Source organism: Pseudomonas sp. GW822-FHT06B12, from assembly GCF_058799675.1.
The window spans coordinates 566,154-583,937 of the sequence record NZ_JBXALR010000002.1; the positions used below are offsets into that span (position 1 = coordinate 566,154).

The 17,784-nt window shown below is 59.9% G+C and carries 15 protein-coding genes; 7 read left to right on the plus strand and 8 right to left on the minus strand.

Going from position 1 to position 17,784, the window contains the following annotated elements; translation table 11 throughout:
* The first annotated feature begins 233 nt into the window (after positions 1-233).
* The 7 genes from AC1RKH_RS07305 (at position 234) to AC1RKH_RS07335 (ending at position 7,618) form a co-directional block, all read left to right on the plus strand.
* Positions 234-1,475: an SfnB family sulfur acquisition oxidoreductase gene (locus AC1RKH_RS07305; protein WP_493061895.1), complete on the plus strand. Its 1,242-nt coding sequence runs from the start codon at positions 234-236 to the stop codon at positions 1,473-1,475.
* 39 nt (positions 1,476-1,514) lie between these two features.
* A complete protein-coding gene (locus AC1RKH_RS07310) occupies positions 1,515-2,708 on the plus strand; it encodes an SfnB family sulfur acquisition oxidoreductase (RefSeq protein ID WP_493061894.1) in 1,194 nt (397 codons plus the stop codon).
* Positions 2,708-4,075, plus strand: coding sequence for an LLM class flavin-dependent oxidoreductase (locus AC1RKH_RS07315; protein ID WP_493061893.1), 1,368 nt, complete (start codon positions 2,708-2,710; stop codon positions 4,073-4,075). The genes AC1RKH_RS07310 and AC1RKH_RS07315 overlap by 1 nt, the downstream gene beginning before the upstream one ends.
* A gap of 129 nt (positions 4,076-4,204) precedes the next feature.
* Entirely contained in the window at positions 4,205-5,014 is an 810-nt protein-coding gene (locus tag AC1RKH_RS07320; RefSeq protein ID WP_493061892.1) for a MetQ/NlpA family ABC transporter substrate-binding protein, read from the plus strand.
* Positions 5,015-5,016: 2 nt separating this feature from the next.
* Positions 5,017-6,141, plus strand: a complete 1,125-nt coding sequence (locus AC1RKH_RS07325) for a methionine ABC transporter ATP-binding protein (protein ID WP_493061891.1) — start codon at positions 5,017-5,019, stop codon at positions 6,139-6,141.
* Positions 6,131-6,775 (plus strand): methionine ABC transporter permease, encoded by a 645-nt coding sequence (locus AC1RKH_RS07330; RefSeq protein ID WP_493061890.1) that lies wholly within the window; start codon positions 6,131-6,133, stop codon positions 6,773-6,775. Before AC1RKH_RS07325 ends, AC1RKH_RS07330 begins: the two co-directional genes overlap by 11 nt.
* Positions 6,776-6,988: 213 nt before the next feature.
* A complete protein-coding gene (locus AC1RKH_RS07335; RefSeq protein ID WP_493061889.1) occupies positions 6,989-7,618 on the plus strand; it encodes a class I SAM-dependent methyltransferase in 630 nt (209 codons plus the stop codon).
* A gap of 107 nt (positions 7,619-7,725) precedes the next feature.
* Here the strand turns inward: AC1RKH_RS07335 and AC1RKH_RS07340 are convergent, their stop codons facing one another.
* The 8 genes from AC1RKH_RS07340 to AC1RKH_RS07375 form a co-directional block, all read right to left on the minus strand.
* The gene (locus AC1RKH_RS07340) at positions 7,726-10,779 is read right to left on the minus strand and encodes an efflux RND transporter permease subunit (protein ID WP_493061888.1); all 3,054 of its coding nucleotides are present in this window, start codon (positions 10,777-10,779) and stop codon (positions 7,726-7,728) included.
* Positions 10,776-11,846, minus strand: coding sequence for an efflux RND transporter periplasmic adaptor subunit (locus tag AC1RKH_RS07345; protein ID WP_493061887.1), 1,071 nt, complete (start codon positions 11,844-11,846; stop codon positions 10,776-10,778). Before AC1RKH_RS07345 ends, AC1RKH_RS07340 begins: the two co-directional genes overlap by 4 nt.
* Positions 11,843-12,952 carry an efflux RND transporter periplasmic adaptor subunit gene (locus tag AC1RKH_RS07350; RefSeq protein ID WP_493061886.1) on the minus strand — a complete coding sequence of 370 codons (1,110 nt, stop codon included), beginning with the start codon at positions 12,950-12,952 and terminating at the stop codon, positions 11,843-11,845. The genes AC1RKH_RS07345 and AC1RKH_RS07350 overlap by 4 nt, the downstream gene beginning before the upstream one ends.
* Positions 12,953-13,269: 317 nt before the next feature.
* Positions 13,270-14,154 carry a transporter substrate-binding domain-containing protein gene (locus AC1RKH_RS07355; protein ID WP_493061885.1) on the minus strand — a complete coding sequence of 295 codons (885 nt, stop codon included), beginning with the start codon at positions 14,152-14,154 and terminating at the stop codon, positions 13,270-13,272.
* Positions 14,151-14,933, minus strand: coding sequence for an amino acid ABC transporter ATP-binding protein (locus AC1RKH_RS07360; RefSeq protein ID WP_493061884.1), 783 nt, complete (start codon positions 14,931-14,933; stop codon positions 14,151-14,153). Before AC1RKH_RS07360 ends, AC1RKH_RS07355 begins: the two co-directional genes overlap by 4 nt.
* A complete protein-coding gene (locus AC1RKH_RS07365) occupies positions 14,930-15,589 on the minus strand; it encodes an amino acid ABC transporter permease (protein ID WP_493061883.1) in 660 nt (219 codons plus the stop codon). The genes AC1RKH_RS07360 and AC1RKH_RS07365 overlap by 4 nt, the downstream gene beginning before the upstream one ends.
* Positions 15,570-16,235 (minus strand): amino acid ABC transporter permease, encoded by a 666-nt coding sequence (locus tag AC1RKH_RS07370; protein WP_493061882.1) that lies wholly within the window; start codon positions 16,233-16,235, stop codon positions 15,570-15,572. Before AC1RKH_RS07370 ends, AC1RKH_RS07365 begins: the two co-directional genes overlap by 20 nt.
* Positions 16,236-16,766: 531 nt before the next feature.
* Positions 16,767-17,549, minus strand: coding sequence for a MetQ/NlpA family ABC transporter substrate-binding protein (locus tag AC1RKH_RS07375; protein WP_493061881.1), 783 nt, complete (start codon positions 17,547-17,549; stop codon positions 16,767-16,769).
* Between the last annotated feature and the right edge of the window lie 235 nt (positions 17,550-17,784).

Consider the following 17,784-nt stretch of genomic DNA (forward strand, 5'->3'; position numbering starts at 1 on the left):
GCGAAGCCTGCGATCTTGACGATCTCGACACCCTTCTATGCATATTCCTAAAAGTTAGTTTATTAATTTTTTATACGCGCTTAGGGTATATGCACCGGACCACCGGACATTCTTGATTTTGATTTCGCCGCACGATGCGGCTTATCCATGAGATGTGAGGTAGGTATGGTCAGGAACAAAATCACCCCGGTGCAAATCGCCAGGGCATTGCGTGCAGCCAGGGAGCGGCGCTGATGTCTAATCTGGCAGATGCAAACGTTCAGAGTGATCTGGACATTCCCCCGCTGTTGTTGCCCGCGCAGGTTTTGCGCGACGACGCGCAAGCCCTCGAAGCAGCACACGAACTCGCTCAGGTCGCCCGCCTGCAAGCTGCGCGACGCGATCAACAGCGCAAGTTGCCCTGGGCGGAAATCGAACAATTCACTCGCAGTGGCCTGGGCAGTATTGCCATTGGCAAGGCGTTCGGCGGCCCCGACGTTTCATTCGTCACCCTCGCCGAAGTCTTCGCGATCATTTCCGCGGCAGACCCGGCACTGGGACAAATCCCGCAGAACCACTTCGGGATTCTCAATCTGCTCCAGCACACCGCCAACGAGCGGCAGAAAAAGCAGCTGTTTCAGAGCGTGCTAGACGGCTGGCGAATCGGCAATGCGGGGCCTGAACGCGGCACCAAAAACACCCTGGAACTCAAAGCCCGAATCACCGCCGACGGTGATGGTTACGTCATCAGCGGCCAGAAGTTCTACTCCACGGGCGCACTGTTCGCTCACTGGGTCGCGGTCAAGGCACTCAATGACGACGGCAAACAAGTCATCGCCTTCGTCCGTCGCGGCACCCCTGGGCTGCGCATCGTCGACGACTGGTCGGGTTTCGGCCAGCGCACCACGGCCAGCGGCACCGTGCTGCTGAACAACGTACGGGTCGATGCTGATCTGGTGGTGGACAACTGGCGGATCAACGACAGCCCGAACATCCAGGGCGCCGTGTCACAGCTGATTCAAGCCGCCATCGACGCCGGTATTGCACGCGGCGCCATCGACGACGCCATCAGCTTCGTTCGCGAACGGGCTCGGCCGTGGATCGATGCCAAGGTCGAACGCGCCAGCGATGACCTCTACGTGATTGCCGATATCGGTAAACTGAAAATCGAACTGCACGCCGCCGAAGCGCTGCTGCGCAAAGCCGGGAAAGTGCTCGATCAAGTCAGCGCCGCGCCGGTCACCGCCGAATCCGCCGCCCGCGCTTCGATTGCAGTCGCCGAAGCCAAGGTGCTGACCACCGAGATCTCGCTGCTGGCCAGCGAAAAACTCTTCGAGCTGGCCGGCAGCCGCGCCACCCTCGCCGAGTTCAACCTCGATCGCCACTGGCGCAACGCACGCGTGCACACCCTTCACGATCCGGTGCGCTGGAAGTACCACGCCGTGGGCACTTATCACCTGAACGGCACCTTGCCTGCACGGCATTCCTGGATCTGAACGACCAGAACACTTTTGACCAGATCTCTGGAGAAACACATGACTCTTTCTCACCCCGTCGCGGTCATCACCAGCGATGAACAAGCCCTCGTCGTCGCCAGCGATCTGGCCGAAGACTTCAAACGCGACAGCGCCCTGCGCGACCGTGAACGACGCCTGCCCTACCCCGAACTGGAAGTCTTTTCACGCTCAGGCTTGTGGGGCATCAGCGTGCCCAGGGAATTCGGCGGTGCGGGGGTTTCCAACGTCACCCTGGCCAAGGTCATCGCGCTGATCGCCCAGGCCGACGGTTCGCTGGGGCAAATTCCGCAGAACCACTTTTATGCCCTCGAAGTGCTGCGGGTGAACGGTACGCCCGAGCAGCAAAAGCGCCTGTACGCCGAAGTCCTCGCCGGTCAGCGCTTCGGCAATGCGCTGGCGGAACTCGGGACCAAAACCGCTCACGACCGGGTCACCAGCCTGACGAGAGATGGCGACGGTTTTCGCATCAACGGCCGCAAGTTCTACTCCACCGGGGCGATCTACGCGCAACGGATTCCGACTACGGTGGTCGATGAACACGGCGTCCAGCAACTGGCCTTCGTCCCGCGCGACAGCCAGGGCCTTACGGTTATCGACGACTGGAGCGGCTTTGGCCAGCGCACCACCGGCAGCGGTTCGGTAGTGTTTGAAGATGTCTACGTTTCGGCTGATGACGTGATCCCCTTTCAAAGCGCCTTCGAACGTCCGACACCGGTCGGCCCTCTGGCACAGATTCTCCATGCGGCCATCGACACCGGCATCGCTCGCGCCGCCTACGAAGACGCGCTGCATTTTGTGCGGAGCAAAACCCGTCCGTGGATCGATTCCGGTAACGACAAAGCCACCGAAGACCCGCTGACAATCAAAAGCTTCGGCCACCTGAGCATTCGCCTGCACGCGACGGAAGCACTGCTGGAACGCGCAGGAGAATTTCTCGACCGCGCCCAGGCCGACACCAATGCCGAAACCATCGCGGCGGCCTCGATTGCCGTGGCCGAAGTGCGCGCCATCAGCACCGAAATATCCCTGGCGGCCGGCAGCACACTGTTCGAACTCTCCGGCAGCCAGGCCACCCTGGCCGAGCACGGCCTGGACCGGCACTGGCGCAACGCCCGCGTACACACCCTGCACGATCCGGTGCGCTGGAAGTACCACGCGATTGGCAACTACTACCTCAACAATGAAAACCCGCCGTTGCGGGGGACTATTTGATGCCCTCGCCTCCGACAAAGAAAAAAAAGATCCTGCTCAATGCCTTCAACATGAACTGCATCGGGCACATCAACCACGGCCTGTGGACTCATCCACGGGACAACTCGACCCAGTACAAGACGGTCGAGTACTGGACCGAGCTCGCGCAGTTGCTGGAGCGCGGGCTGTTCGACGGGCTGTTCATCGCCGACATCGTCGGGGTTTACGACGTGTACCAACACTCGGTCGATGTAACGCTCAAGGAGTCGATCCAGTTGCCGGTCAACGACCCGTTGCTGCTGGTATCGGCCATGGCGGCCGTGACCAGAAACCTCGGCTTCGGCCTGACCGCCAACCTGACGTATGAGCCGCCCTACCTGTTCGCCCGTCGCATGTCGACCCTCGATCACCTGAGCCGTGGCCGGGTCGGCTGGAACATCGTCACCGGTTACCTCGACAGCGCCGCCAAGGCCATGGGCCTGCGCGAACAAGTCGAGCACGACCGACGTTACGACCAGGCCGATGAGTACCTCCAGGTGCTGTACAAACTCTGGGAAGGCAGTTGGGAAAACGACGCGGTGATCAACGACCGCGAGCAGCGGATCTACGCGACACCTGCGAAAGTCCACAAGGTCGAACACCACGGCGAGTTCTATCAGGTCGAGGGTTATCACCTCTGCGAGCCTTCACCACAGCGCACGCCGGTGCTGTTTCAGGCCGGCAGTTCAGATCGCGGCCTGGTGTTCGCCGGGCAACACGCCGAGTGCGTGTTCATCAGCGGCCAGAACAAGGTCTCGACCAAGGTCCAGGTGGACAAGGTCCGCGCCAGCGCCGCCGCTGCCGGGCGTAACCCCGAGGACATCAAGGTGTTCATGGGGCTGAACGTGATCGTCGGTGCAACCGAGGCGCTGGCCTGGGCCAAGCACGCCGAGTACCTGAGCTATGCCAGTGCCGAGGCCGGGGTGGCGCATTTTTCCGCGTCGACCGGGATCGACTTTTCCGAGTACGAACTCGACGAGCCGATCCAGTACGTGAAAAGCAACGCCATCCAGTCCGCCACCAAGAACCTGCAAAACAACGACTGGACCCGACGCAAGTTGCTTGAGCAACACGCCTTGGGCGGCCGCTACATCACCGTGGTCGGCTCGCCTGAACAGGTCGCCGATGAACTGGAATCCTGGATCGCTGAAGCCGGCCTGGACGGCTTCAACCTGACCCGCATCGTCACCCCGGAAAGCTATGTCGATTTCATCGACTTGGTGATTCCCGAGTTGCAACGACGCGGCTCGTACAAGACTGCTTATGACGAGGGCACCTTGCGCGAAAAGCTGTTTCACGGTGAGGCGCATCTGCCCGAGCAACACACCGGCTCGGCGTTCCGACGCTAAAAGCATCGCGAGCAGGCTCGCTCCCACATGGGTTTTGTGAACACCAGAGATCCACTGTGGGAGCGAGCTTGCTCGCGATGAGGCCCGCCTAAGCAACGCACCTTTCACGCACTGACTGGAATAACCACCATGACCAAAAAACGCTTCAATCACCCAGTCAAAGCACTGGCCCTGGCCTTCGGCCTCTTCAGTTCCATGACTTTCGCCACCGACGCGCCCTTGAAAATCGGCACCACCGCCGCCTTCGCCATTCCATTGGAAGCGGCGGTCGAAGAAGCCGGTAAACAAGGCCTGAAGGTCGAACTGGTGGAGTTCAGCGACTGGATCGCGCCGAACGTCAGCCTGGCCTCGGGCGACATCGACGTGAACTATTTCCAGCACATCCCGTTCCTCGAAAACGCCAAGGCCGCCGCCGGTTTTGATCTGGTGCCGTTCGCACCGGGCATCATCAACAACGTCGGCCTGTACTCGAAGAAATACAAAAGCTTCGACGAGCTTCCCATCGGTGCCAGCGTCGCTATCGCCAACGATCCAATCAACAGCGGTCGTGGGCTGCAACTGCTGGCCAAGGCCGGGTTGATCAGCCTCAAACCGGGTGTGGGCTACAAGGCCACCGAAGACGACATCGTCGCCAATCCGAAAAAACTGAAAATCCTTCAGGTCGAAGCCGTGCAACTGGTGCGCGCTTATGAGGACGCCGACCTGGTGCAGGGCTACCCGGCCTACATTCGTCTGGCCAAGACCTTCGATGCCGGCTCGGCGCTGCTGTTCGACGGCCTCGATCACAAGGAATACGTGATTCAGTTCGTGATCCAGCCGAAAAGCAAAACTGACCCGCGCCTGATCAAATTCGTCGACATCTACCAGCATTCGCCGGTGGTTCGCGCCGCTTTGGATAAAGCCCACGGCAAGCTCTATCAAGCTGGCTGGGAAGGCTGACCATGAATGCCGCCAACGCCCAACTTCGACTGGAAATTGCGCCGTCTCGCAGCGCTCAACAGACTGAACTGCATCCAGAGCTCAATCGCGCCCACGTACGGTTTATCGGCCTCGGCAAAACCTACAACGGCCAACAAGGCCCTGTCGATGCGCTGCAGGGCATTGACCTGGCGATCCAGCGCGGTGAAGTGTTCGGCATCATCGGCCGCAGCGGTGCCGGCAAATCATCGCTGATCCGCACCATCAACCGCCTCGAACAACCGAGCACGGGGCGAGTGCTGATTGATCAGGTAGACATCGGCGAGTTCGATGAGGACCGTCTGGTGGCCCTGCGTCGGCGGATCGGCATGATCTTTCAGCACTTCAACCTGATGTCGGCCAAAACCGTGTGGCAGAACGTCGAACTGCCGCTCAAGGTCGCTGGCGTGCCGAAAGCCGAGCGTGAAAAAAAGGTCCGTGAACTGCTGGAACTGGTCGGCCTGCAAGGCAAACACAAGGCCTACCCGGCGCAGCTCTCGGGTGGGCAAAAACAGCGCGTCGGCATCGCCCGGGCGCTGGTGCACGACCCGGCTATTCTGCTCTGCGACGAAGCCACCTCGGCCCTCGACCCGGAGACCACGCAGTCGATCCTCGGCCTGCTGCGCGAGATCAATCAGCGTCTGGGGCTGACGATCATTCTGATCACCCACGAAATGGCGGTGATCCGCGATATCTGTGATCGGGTGGTGGTACTCGAACATGGACGAGTTGTTGAGCAAGGGCCGGTCTGGGAAGTGTTTGGCAATCCGCAGCACGAGGTCAGCAAAACCCTGCTGGCGCCTCTGCAACATGGCTTGCCGGAAGAACTGCAAAGCCGTTTGCAGGCCCAACCACACTCGGCGGAATCCGCGGTAGTGCTGCGCTTGCAGTTCACCGGCAGCAGCCATGATGAACCGGACCTGGCGGCGCTGTTCAGTATGCTCGGCGGGCGAGTGCGCTTGCTGCAAGGCGGCGTCGAACGGATTCAGGGTCACGCCCTCGGGCAATTGTTGTTGGCAGTGACCGGCTCGTCCTTGGGTGCCGAAGAAATGCGCCAGCGCGCCAGTCACTGGGCGCAACACGTGGAGGTGCTCGGTTATGTGGTTTGATCGATTGCTGCAGGGCGTTATCGACACCTTACTGATGGTCGGCGTGTCATCGCTGATCGCGCTGTTGGCGGGTATTCCGCTGGCGGTGATTCTGGTCACCAGTTCCAAGGGCGGTATCTACCAAGCACCGGCGCTGAACCGTGCGCTGGGGGCCTTCGTCAACCTGTTCCGCTCGATTCCGTTTCTGATTCTGATGGTCGCGCTGATCCCGTTCACCCGCTTGATCGTCGGCACCACCTATGGCGTCTGGGCTGCAGTGGTGCCGCTGACCATCGCCGCCACACCATTCTTTGCCCGTATCGCCGAGGTCAGCCTGCGCGAGGTCGACCACGGCCTGATCGAAGCCGCCCAGGCCATGGGTTGCCGACGCTGGCACATCGTCTGGCACGTGTTGTTGCCCGAGGCGCTGCCGGGAATCGTCGGTGGTTTCACCATCACGTTGGTGACGATGATCAACTCGTCGGCCATGGCCGGGGCGATTGGTGCCGGTGGCTTGGGCGATATCGCGTACCGCTACGGCTATCAGCGGTTTGATAGCCAGATCATGCTGACGGTGATTGTGTTGCTGGTGATTCTGGTGGCGGTGATTCAGTTGGGTGGGGATCGATTGGCGGGTGTTTTGAATAAGCGCTGAGTCTGCCTGAAGTGATGCGGCGCCAATAAAATTGCTATCGTCGGAACGCCGCCCGGAGCAAGCTCGCTCCCACATTTGATCCTCGGTGAATACAAAATTGTAGGGATCGACACTATCCAGTGTGGGAGCGAGCTTGCTCGCGATTGGCGGCGAAGCCGCCGCCCTCGTCATGGCGTATATTCGGCGAACTCACCCTTTACCAGCGCAGCCGCCATGAAACACACCCCCGACGACCTCAAACAGATCACCGCGACCACACTGGGGCACTACGACCAGGTGGCCGAGAGTTTCCGTGAAGGCACACGCGATCACGATGTCAGCCAGAACATCGACGCGCTGTTGCGACACATTCAGGGTACCGCGCCGTTCACCGTGCTCGACTTCGGCTGTGGCCCGGGCCGCGATCTGCAAACCTTCACTCGCATGGGCCACATCGCCATCGGCCTCGATGGTTCGGAACGGTTCGCCCAGATGGCCCGCGAGGACAGCGGTTGCGAGGTCTGGCAGCAGGATTTTCTGAAACTCGATCTGCCGGCCGAACGCTTCGATGGGATTTTCGCCAATGCAGTGCTGTTTCACGTTCCTGTTCAGGAACTGCCTCGGGTGCTGAAGCAGTTGCACGGGACGTTGAAACCGGGCGGTGTGTTGTTCAGTTCGAATCCGCGCGGGGATAACCGTGAAGGCTGGAATGGTGAGCGCTTTGGCGCGTATCACGATCTGGCGGCGTGGCAGAAACTGCTGACAGAGGCGGGGTTTGTCGAGTTGGAGCATTACTACCGGCCGGCCGGGCTGCCACGTGATCAGCAGCCTTGGTTGGCGAGTGTCTGGCGTAAAGCGGCGTAGTCAATTCGGACGCCTTCGCGAGCAAGCTCGCTCCCACAGGGTTCTTCGTCGTTAACAGATCCAGTGTGGGAGCGAGCTTGCTCGCGATGAGCGCGAAGCGCTCGCCGTTACTGTGCGGTTTTTTTCGGTTCCTTGATCTTGTACCAGGCCACATACAGCGCCGGCAGGAACAGCAACGTCAGCAAGGTGGCGACGATGATCCCGCCAATCATCGCGTAGGCCATCGGCCCCCAGAACACTTCCCGGGCAATCGGGATCATGCCCAGGCAGGCCGATGCGGCGGTGAGCAGGATCGGTCGGCGCCGGTGCTCGGTGGCTTGCACTACGGCGTCCCACGGTGAATATCCGTTGCTCTCGAACTCATCAATCTGAGTCACCAGAATCACCGAGTTGCGGATGATGATGCCGATCAGCGCCAGGATCCCGAGAATCGCTACAAAGCCCATCGGCGTCCCCGTCGGAATCAGCGCCAGCGCCACACCGATCAAACCCAGCGGCGCGACACTCGCCACCAGAAACAGCTTCTGCACGCTGTGCAACTGGATCATCAGGAAGGTCGCCATCAGAAACAGCATCAGCGGCACGACTTTGGCGATCGGCCCTTGGGCCTTGCCGCTTGCTTCGACCGTACCGCCGGTGGCGACCTTATAGCCCACCGGCAACCCGGCAGTGAACTTCTCGATCGCAGGTTTGAGCAGCATCACCAGGTCGGTCGGTTGAATCTCGTCGCGCACCGCCGCCTTGATGGTGACGGTCGGTTGGCGGTCGCGACGCCAGACCAGCGGCTGCTCCAGTTCATAACGCACGGTGGCAAAGGCCAGTAGAGGGATCGACGTTCCGCCGGGCGTGACGATTTGCAGGTTTTGCAGGGTTTCCGGCGTACCGCGCTCGGCGTCCACGGCGCGTCCAACCACGTTGATCAAATAGATGTCATCGTCGACCTGAGTCACCGCCGAGCCGCTGACGATGCTGTTCATCAGGTTCGCCACGTCTGCGGACGACAACCCGAGTTGCCGCGCCTTGTCCTGGGCGATGTCAATGCGCAGGACTTTGCCTGGTTCGTTCCAGTCGAAAATGATCTCGCCGATGTGCGGACTCTTGTCCAGTTCGCTGGCCAGGTCGATGGCGTGCTTGCGCACCTGATCGATGTCTTTGCCGCTGACCCGGTACTGGATCGGCCGGCCTACGGGCGGCCCCATTTCCAGGGCTTGCACGAAGCTGCCAATGCCGACGAAGTCCTTGCGCAGCCGTTCGCGCAAGCGCTCGCTCAGCACCTGTCGGGTTTTGAAATCCTTGCTGACGATCACCAGTTGCGCGTAGTACGGGTTCTGCAATTGCTGATCGAGGGGCAGGTAGAAACGAATCGCGCCCTGGCCGATGTAGCTGCTCCAGCGCACGATGTCCGGATCGCCCTTGAGGGTCGCTTCGAAACGGTCGACGGCCCTGCGGGTTTCATCCATCGAGGCGTTTTGCGGCAGGTTGAGATCGACGAGGATTTCCGGGCGATCCGACGACGGGAAGAACTGGTTCTGCACGAAACGCATGGAAAACACCGCCAGCAGGAAGCACAGCACCGTAATACTGATAGCCCACCAGCGATTGCGCATGCTCCACAACAAGCCACTGTTGAAGGCCTTGCCGATACGCCCAGGCTCCTCGGAATGGGGTTTTATGCTGGCGCTGAGGATGTGCACGCCGATCACTGGGGCGAACAGCACCGCGACGATCCACGACACGAGCATGGCCACGGCAAGGACCGCAAACAAGCTGAAGGTGTACTCACCGGCAGAGCTGGCGTTCAGACCAATCGGCACGAAGCCGGCGACGGTTACCAGGGTCCCGGTCAGCATCGGGAACGCGGTCGAGGTGTAGGCGAAGGTCGCGGCCTGTTCCTTGGTTTCGCCCATTTCCAGACGCGTGACCATCATCTCGACGGTGATCATCGCGTCGTCCACCAACAGCCCGAGGGAGATAATCAGCGCACCGAGGGAAATCCGTTGCATGGTGATGCCACTGTATTCCATGAACACGAAGACCATCGCCAGCACCAGCGGAATCGAACAAGCCACCACCAGCCCGGCACGCACGCCAAGGCTGATGAAGCTGACCGCCAGCACGATGATGACCGCCTCGAACAACGCACTGGTAAAGCCACCGACCGCCTCTTCCACCACGGAAGCCTGGTCCGACACGTTGTGTACACCGACGCCCACCGGCAGCTCGGCTGTCAGTTCGTCTATGCGCTGGTGCAGAGCCTTACCAAAGGCCTGAATGTTGCCGCCCTTCTGCATGGCAATCGCCAGGCCGATGGCCGGCTGCCCGTTGAAGCGGAACAGCGGTGATGCCGGGTCGACGTAGCCACGGGTGATTTCAGCGATATCGGCCAAACGGTAGAAGCGATCATTGAGCCGCAGATTGACCGCCGCCAGGTCTTTTTCCGAGGCGAACTGCCCGGACGTGCGCACGGAGATTCGCTCTGGACCGGCCTCGATCACCCCGGCCGGGGTCACCGCGTTCTGGGTTTGCAGACTCTGCACCACTTGACGCTGGTCGATGCCGAGCGCCGCCAGTTTGCGGGTGGAGAAATTCAGGTAGAGCACTTCATTCTGCTGGCCGACCATCTCGATCTTGCCCAGTCCCGGTATGTCGCGGATCTCGGCGCGAGCCTGCTCGACGTAATCGCGCAATTCGCGCATCGACAGGCCGTCGGAGGTAAAGGCGTACACCGAGCCGAATACATCACCGAACTCGTCGTTGAACGACGGACCCTGTATGCCCTGGGGGAAGGTGCCGCGAATGTCGTTGATCTTCTTGCGCACCTGGTACCAGATTTCCGGGACGTCCTTGGCACTGGTGGTGTCACGCAAGTTGACGTAGACCGTGGATTCGCCGGGCCGGGTGTAGCTCTTCACGTAGTCGAGCGAGTCGAGCTCTTCGAGTTTTTTCTCGATACGGTCAGTGACCTGCTTGAGGGTTTCCTCCTGGGTCGCACCGGGCCAACGGGTCTGGATCACCATGGTTTTGATGGTGAAGGACGGGTCTTCTTCGCGCCCCAGATTGAGGTACGAGAAAACGCCCATCAGCAAGGCGACGAACATCAAATACCAGACGAAGGACTGATGCTTGATGGCCCACTCGGATAAGTTGAAGCTCCCTTTCATCGCGGGCTGTCCTCGTCGACTTTGACTTTCTGCCCCGGCTTGAGGCTGTTCACACCGGCGCTGACCACTCGCTCACCGCTTTTGACCCCGTGCCCGACGATCACGCTGTCAACGCCACGACTGAGCAGGGTGACGTCTCGCGGGGAAACGGTCAGGGTCTGTTTGTCGACCACCCAGATACGGGTTTTACCGTCGACTTCCTGCAAGGCCGTCAGCGGCAATTCGATACGCGGCTCAATGGCCGAGCTCAAGGTCACGCTGATCGCCGTGCCGAGACGAAAGCCCCGCGGGGTCTCGGCCAGGGTCAGTCGCGCGCGGCGAGTACGGGTCGCGCTTTGCGCCTGCGGCTCGATCTCGCGGATGATCGCCGTGCTGTGGATACTCGGATCAAGTTGCGCTGCGACTTCAAACACCACATCGGCAGGCAGTTGCTCGGCGAGGCCCGCCGGCAGATCGATCACTGCTTCCTTGATGTCCGGCCGCGCCAGCGTCACCACTTGCTGCCCCGCCGTCACCACCTGTCCGGCCTCGGCGTTCCAGGCCGTCACGATGGCGGCGTGATCAGTACGCAGTTCGGTGTAATTGAGCTGGTCCCTGGCCTGACTGACCGACGCCCTGGCCTGATCCAGTGAAGCCTGGGTGGTTTTCAGTTCGGTCTGGGCAATGTCCAGCTGCGCCTGGGCGCCCACTCCCTTGTTGAACAGTTCCTGCTGACGGCGTGCACTGGCCCGGGCATTGATCAACTGCGCCTCGACCTTCGCCTGATCGCCCTCGGCGACACGTAACTGGTTCTGCTGATCGGTCGGGTCGAGGGTTGCCAGCAACGCGCCCTTCTTGACCTCACTGCCAACGTCGACATTACGGCTGGCGATACGTCCCGGCACACGGAAACCGATGTTGCTTTCGAAGCGCGCCTGAATGCTCCCGGCAAAACGCCCGAGGTCCTGCTGGTCAAAGGATTGCACTTCGATGGACAGCACCGGACGCACAGGCTCCGGGGGTTCTTCCTTTTTCGAGCAGGCGGCCAGCAACAGCCCCGCCGACAACAGCAGCAACACGCGCTTCATGGCTGTGCTCCCGGCGTTTTAGTCGGACCTTCGGCGGGCGGTGTGACGATCTCCACCAACACGTCGGGGTGCAACAACTGGCCGCCGGCAGTGACGACTTTCTCGCCGCCATTCAGGCCTTCGCTGATGATCACTTTGCCAGTCAGGTAGCGGCCAACCTTGACTGTTTTCAACTGAGCCTTGCCGTCAGCGTCCACCAACCACACGGCCGGCTCGTTGAGGTTCTTGGTCAGCGCTGCCCAAGGCAACTCGACCGCAGGCTTGCCCGGCACCTTGGCCGTGGCACTGACCACCGAGCCCAGCTGCATGCCTTCCGGCAATGCGCTGAGGGTGACCTTGACCTGCACCGTACCGGTTTGCGCCGATACCGCCGGGGTGATTTCGCGCACCGTGCCAGTAGTGTTGATCTTCGGGTTGTCGAGCAGGCTGACCACCACCGACCGATTCGATGGCGGCGCGCTCAACAGCGATTCGTAGACATTGAACACCGCGTCACGCTCGCCATCCCGAGCCAGGCTGAAAATCGGCACCGTGGCCTGCACCACCTGACCGACTTCAGCCTGACGCGCGGTGATCACGCCGGGGGCGTCGGCAATCAGCGCGGTGTAACTCAGTTGCTCGCGGGCATTGGCCAACTGCGCCTGCGCTGCGGTCAACGCGCTCTGGCTGCTGCGCAACGCAGCCTGCGCAGAATCGTATTCGCTTTGACTGGTGTAGCCCTTGGGCAGGAGTTTTTGCTGACGCACAAAGGCAGCGGCGGCCTGTTTGACCCGCGCCTGCTCGGCGACCACCTGGGCCTGCGCTGAGTCAACGCTGGTCTGCAGGTCTTTCGGGTCGAGTCTGGCTAACACCTGCCTGGCGGAAACACGATCGCCAACATCCACCATGCGCTGGATGATCTTGCCCGCAACGCGAAACGACAACTCGGTCTGAACCCGCGCCTGAACATCCCCGGTCAGGGTCACCGAGGCGGCGAAATCCGTGGGTTTGACCTCTTGCACGAACACCCGCGGGCGTTCCTTCTCGACCGGCTTCTTATCGCCGCACGCGGCCAGCAGGGCAAAGAAACTCAGGCCAACGACAAACTTGAATCCGGGACCGGCCATGCAAGCTCCTTTGCGTTATACGGGCGGGCGTGATGCGGGCGGACACGTGACGATACGACTGAGAGCTTAGATCAGGGTTGAGTCGCTGCACCCGGAGACTGAAAAATTGAGGGGGTATAGCGAGGGGGTGGATACAGCTGCGTGGAACTGGCCGGATTGATTGGCGACTGACAAAACCAATCGCGAGCAAGCTCGCTCCCACGGGGGATCGTTGGTGAGCACTTATTTTGTGTTCACTGAAGATCCCTGTGGGAGCGAGCTTGCTCCGGGCGGCGTTCCGACGATGGCGACCGTAAGGTCACTGCAAAGGTCGGGGATTACCCCTGCCACTTCCCCCCTTCGACAATCACGCTCTCAGGGTTGGTGTCATCGCTCAGTTCTTTACGCACGTACTGGTCGTAGAGCTTGAGCAGGTACTTGTCTTCACCCAGCTTTGCCAGCTCGGCGTTGACCCAGTCACGCAGCTCAATGTTGCCTTTCTTCACCGCCGGCGCAATTGGCGCCTCGGCACCCAGGGTTTCAGCCAACACACGATAACCCGGGTTCTGTTTTGCCCAGCTGAACAACACCAGATTGTCTTGTGCATAAGCATCGCCGCGACCACTGGCCAGGGCTTGCAGGGACTCGGAGTTTTTCTCGAACTTGAGCAACTTCCAGTCCGGGTGGTTCCTGGTCAGCCAGATGTCGGCGGTGGTGCCGGTGGTGACGATAGTGGTGCGGGTTGCCAGGTCATCAAGGCTTTTGACCACGCTGGCCTGCGGCACCAGCGCCTGCACCGCAACCTTGAGGTTCGGGTTGGTGAATTCCACCGCTTCCTTGCGCTCCGGGGTGACGGTCATGTTGGCGAGGATCAGGTCGACCTTATCGCTCTGCAGGAACGGAATCCGGCTCGCCGGCTCGACCGCGACGAACTCGACCTTATTCTCGTCGCCCAACAGATCCTTGGCGAATTGACGGCCGATATCGGTATCAAAACCCACATAACGACCGGTTTCATCGACGAAACCGAACGGCGGTTTGTCGGTGAACACGCCGACGATCAGTTTGTCCCGGGCTTTGATTTTTTCCAGGTAACTGGCCGCAGGCCTGGCGCTGGCGGTAGAGGTCGCAGGCTTGGTAGCCTCTTCGGATTTGTTGCAACCGGCCAGCAATGCGAGGCCGAACAACGGGAGTAGCAGCAGTGAAGACTTGGCAGTTTTCATGACAGTTCCAATTCCTTTCCAAGAGTCTTTTTGGGCAGTGCTTCGACGTAGGAGAACTTCTCCAGGAACTGCTGCGCTCGTGCGGTTTGCGGGTTCGTAAAGAAAATCTCGGGAGGGTTTTGTTCGAGGATGCGTCCGGCATCCATGAACACAATGCGGTCGGCCACAGCGTGAGCGAAAGCCATCTCGTGGGTGACAATCAACAGGGTCATGCCATCGCGGGCCAGGCCCTGAATCACTTCCAGCACTTCCTTGACCATCTCCGGATCAAGGGCTGCGGTGACTTCATCGAACAGCATCACCTGCGGGTTCATGCACAATGAACGGATGATGGCGATGCGTTGCTGCTGACCACCGGAAAGCTGACGCGGGAAGGCGTCGCGCTTGTCCGCAAGACCGACCCGCTCCAGCAACGCCAAGGCCTGCTCGCGAGCTTCACGCGCTGGGCGTTTTTGCACCTTGAGCGGGCCGAGCAGGAGGTTGTCGAGCACGCTCATGTGCGGGAACAGGTGATAACTCTGGAACACCATGCCGATCTGCTGGCGTACTTCGCGCCAGTCGGTGGCCTTGCTTAGCAACTCGCGCCCAGCGAAACGCAGCTCGCCGCTGTGGGCGACTTCCAGGCCGTTGAGGCAACGCAGCAAGGTGCTTTTACCGCAGCCGCTGGGGCCGAGGATGACGATCACTTCGCCGGCTTCGACGCTCAAGTCGATCCCGTTGAGAACCTGATGCTCACCGAAAAACTTGTTGAAACCCTTGAACTCGATCAATGCGCTCATGCTTGCGTCCAGCGCCGTTCCAGCACGCGGGAAGCGGCCGAGAGCGGGTAGCAGATAAAGAAGAAAAACAGGAACAGTGCGCCGTAGATCAACACCGATTCGTAGGTACGTTCGATGATCTGCTGGCCGACCTTGATCACGTCGACCACGCCGATCAACACCGCCAGCGAGCTGGTCTTGATGATTCGCGTGTAGACGTTGATGGTCGGCGGCGTCATGCGTTTCAGTGCTTGGGGCAGCAGCACGTAACCGAAGAGCTGCGGGCCGGACAGCCCGATCGACAGCCCCGCTTCACGCTGGCCTCGCGGTAAGGAATGTAAAGCGCCGCGCACCACTTCGCCGACTTCACTGGCGCCCCACAACGACAGCACCAGCACCGCGCACCAGAAACTCGGCAGGCTCACGCCGAAAACAATTGGCAGGCCGAAGAACAGCAAATACAGCCAGACCAGTACCGGGATTGCCCGGAACAGCTCCAGATAGACCCGCAGCAACGCGTTCAGCCACTTCGAGTTCAGGCTGCACAGCACGCCGTAGAGCACCCCGCCCACCGTGCTGATGACGATACTCAAAAAGGAAATCGACAAGGTTTGTCCGGCGCCTTTGGCCAACTGAGGCAAGGACACCCAAAGCAACTCAAGACCCGAACTGGCCATGCTGGAGCCTCCTTTCCAGACGGCTGAGCAGCAGCGACAACGGCAAGAACAGCAGCACGCAAATCAGCGTCAATACAGCGAGCATTTCGTAGGTTTTGTAATACAGCGCGATGTAGCTCTTGGTGGTGTAGAGAATCTCTGGCACCGCCACCGCCGACACCACGGTGGTCTCCTTGAGCAGGAAAATGAAGTTGGCGAACAGCGAAGGCAGGCTGAGGATCCCCGCTTGCGGCAGGATCACGTAACGCAGCAATTGCCAGTGGGACAGACCGATGGAGCGGCCCGATTCCAGTTGCGCCGCAGGCACCGCTTCAACGCCGGCCCGCAACACCTCGGTGAGGTAGGCACCGCCAAGAAACGTCATGGTGATGATCGCCGCCGCAAAGCCGGAAACCTTCACCCCCAGTGCCGGCAACGCGAAGTAGACGAAGAACAGTTGAATCAGCAGCGGAGTGTTGCGCGCCAGTTCCACGTACAACGCCACGAGGCGCTGCAAGTACGGCGTGCGGAACACCAGAAGGGTCGCGTTGATCAGAGCTACCAGCAACGAAGTGCCGATGGCGATCAGGCCGACCTGCAGCGTCACGCCCACGGCGCGGAGAAACGCCGGCAAGGTGTTGAGGATGAAAGCGTAATCGAACGTCATTGAAGATCCTGAACGCCGCAGGGTAAGCGACGGTGGCGCAGTCCATTGAGCTGTGGATAACAGCCCGGCAGGCACTGACTTTAAAGGTATAAAAAGAAACATTTAAATACCGATAAAGCATATTGATATCACGCAAAAAACTATCTGAAGGGTTGGCGCTGTCAGCGGGAGACAGCTATTTTCCTTTTCGCTGTAGGAAGGATCTTTTTTTCAGATTGTCCCTCCAAGGACGAGCAGCGTGCGGCCACACTCCCCGGCCGAACCATCACAAGGACGATAAAAATGGCAGACGTGAAAACACCCCAGCGGCTGGATCCGCAGGACATCGTGAAGTTATTGACGGCATTGCGCCGGGCGTTGAAGGCAAGAGTGGCCTGAGCAAAAAGATCGCAGCCTGCGGCAGCTCCTACGCCGATCTAATAATGTAGGAGCTGCCGCAGGCTGCGATCTTTTGACTTTCGCGAGCAATAAAAAACGCCGACGCTATCGAAAGCCGTCGGCGTTGAAACCTTGAAGGGTTTTACCGCTCAATCAGAACGCTGGCAGTACCGCGCCGCTGTACTTCTTCTCGATGAACGCTTTGACTTCAGGGCTGGTCAGGGCCTTGGCCAGTTTCTGGATCGCCACGCTGTCCTTGTTGTCTGGACGCGCGACCAGGAAGTTCACGTATGGCGAATCCGCACCTTCGATCACCAGCGCGTCTTTAGCCGGGTTCAGACCCGCTTCCAGTGCGTAGTTGGTGTTGATCATGTCCAGGTCGACCTGATCCAGCACACGCGGCAGCATGGCCGATTCCAGTTCCTTGAACTTGAAGTTGTGCGGGTTCTTGGCGATGTCTTTTGGGGTAGCCAGGGCATTTTTCGGGTCTTTCAACTCGATCAGGCCGGCCTTCTGCAACAGGATCAGCGCACGGCCGCTGTTGCTGCCTTCGTTCGGGATAGCGATGGTTGCGCCGTCTTTCAGCTCAGCCAGGGTTTTGACTTTCTTCGAGTAGCCGCCGAACGGTTCGACGTGTACGCCGATCACGGTTACCAGGTGAGTACCTTTGCCTTCGTTGAAGCTTTTCAGGTACGGCAGGGTCTGGAAGTAGTTGGCGTCCAGACGCTTCTGATCGACCTGCACGTTCGGTTGTACGTAGTCGGTGAAGACCTTGATTTCCAGATCCACGCCTTCTTTGGCGAGAGTCGGTTTGATCAGTTCGAGGATCTCGGCGTGCGGCACCGGCGTTGCGGCAACCACCAGTTTTTCGCCAGCCTGGGCCATGCCCGCAGTCAGGGCAGCCGCCAATGCGGTGAACAACAGAACCTTTTTCATGCAGTGTCCTTATTTGTCGTTGTCGACAACGGCTAAAAAATGAAGTGCCAGTGAAGTGCTATCGCTGGTGTGGAGCGGACAATACCGAGATTTTTTATTCCCGAACAATATCTTTTATTCACTTTCATATTCCATTTTGTTCATACAGCAAAACCACGCCCGTAGATACTCTGTTTCCGGTCAAGCTTTCGCGAAGTGCTTTTCGCTGAAAAGCTTGGCCGTATCAAAATCCTCT

What these genes read in the sequence shown, in the direction of transcription:
- AC1RKH_RS07325 (WP_493061891.1), top strand. Translation starts at nt 5,017, where the DNA reads ATGAATGCCGCCAACGCCCAACTTCGACTGGAAATTGCGCCGTCTCGC.
- AC1RKH_RS07350 (WP_493061886.1), bottom strand. Translation starts at nt 12,952, where the DNA reads ATGGCCGGTCCCGGATTCAAGTTTGTCGTTGGCCTGAGTTTCTTTGCC.
- AC1RKH_RS07330 (WP_493061890.1), top strand. Translation starts at nt 6,131, where the DNA reads ATGTGGTTTGATCGATTGCTGCAGGGCGTTATCGACACCTTACTGATG.
- AC1RKH_RS07365 (WP_493061883.1), bottom strand. Translation starts at nt 15,589, where the DNA reads ATGGCCAGTTCGGGTCTTGAGTTGCTTTGGGTGTCCTTGCCTCAGTTG.
- AC1RKH_RS07375 (WP_493061881.1), bottom strand. Translation starts at nt 17,549, where the DNA reads ATGAAAAAGGTTCTGTTGTTCACCGCATTGGCGGCTGCCCTGACTGCG.
- AC1RKH_RS07315 (WP_493061893.1), top strand. Translation starts at nt 2,708, where the DNA reads ATGCCCTCGCCTCCGACAAAGAAAAAAAAGATCCTGCTCAATGCCTTC.
- AC1RKH_RS07355 (WP_493061885.1), bottom strand. Translation starts at nt 14,154, where the DNA reads ATGAAAACTGCCAAGTCTTCACTGCTGCTACTCCCGTTGTTCGGCCTC.
- AC1RKH_RS07345 (WP_493061887.1), bottom strand. Translation starts at nt 11,846, where the DNA reads ATGAAGCGCGTGTTGCTGCTGTTGTCGGCGGGGCTGTTGCTGGCCGCC.
- AC1RKH_RS07370 (WP_493061882.1), bottom strand. Translation starts at nt 16,235, where the DNA reads ATGACGTTCGATTACGCTTTCATCCTCAACACCTTGCCGGCGTTTCTC.
- AC1RKH_RS07340 (WP_493061888.1), bottom strand. Translation starts at nt 10,779, where the DNA reads ATGAAAGGGAGCTTCAACTTATCCGAGTGGGCCATCAAGCATCAGTCC.
- AC1RKH_RS07320 (WP_493061892.1), top strand. Translation starts at nt 4,205, where the DNA reads ATGACCAAAAAACGCTTCAATCACCCAGTCAAAGCACTGGCCCTGGCC.
- AC1RKH_RS07335 (WP_493061889.1), top strand. Translation starts at nt 6,989, where the DNA reads ATGAAACACACCCCCGACGACCTCAAACAGATCACCGCGACCACACTG.
- AC1RKH_RS07310 (WP_493061894.1), top strand. Translation starts at nt 1,515, where the DNA reads ATGACTCTTTCTCACCCCGTCGCGGTCATCACCAGCGATGAACAAGCC.
- AC1RKH_RS07360 (WP_493061884.1), bottom strand. Translation starts at nt 14,933, where the DNA reads ATGAGCGCATTGATCGAGTTCAAGGGTTTCAACAAGTTTTTCGGTGAG.
- AC1RKH_RS07305 (WP_493061895.1), top strand. Translation starts at nt 234, where the DNA reads ATGTCTAATCTGGCAGATGCAAACGTTCAGAGTGATCTGGACATTCCC.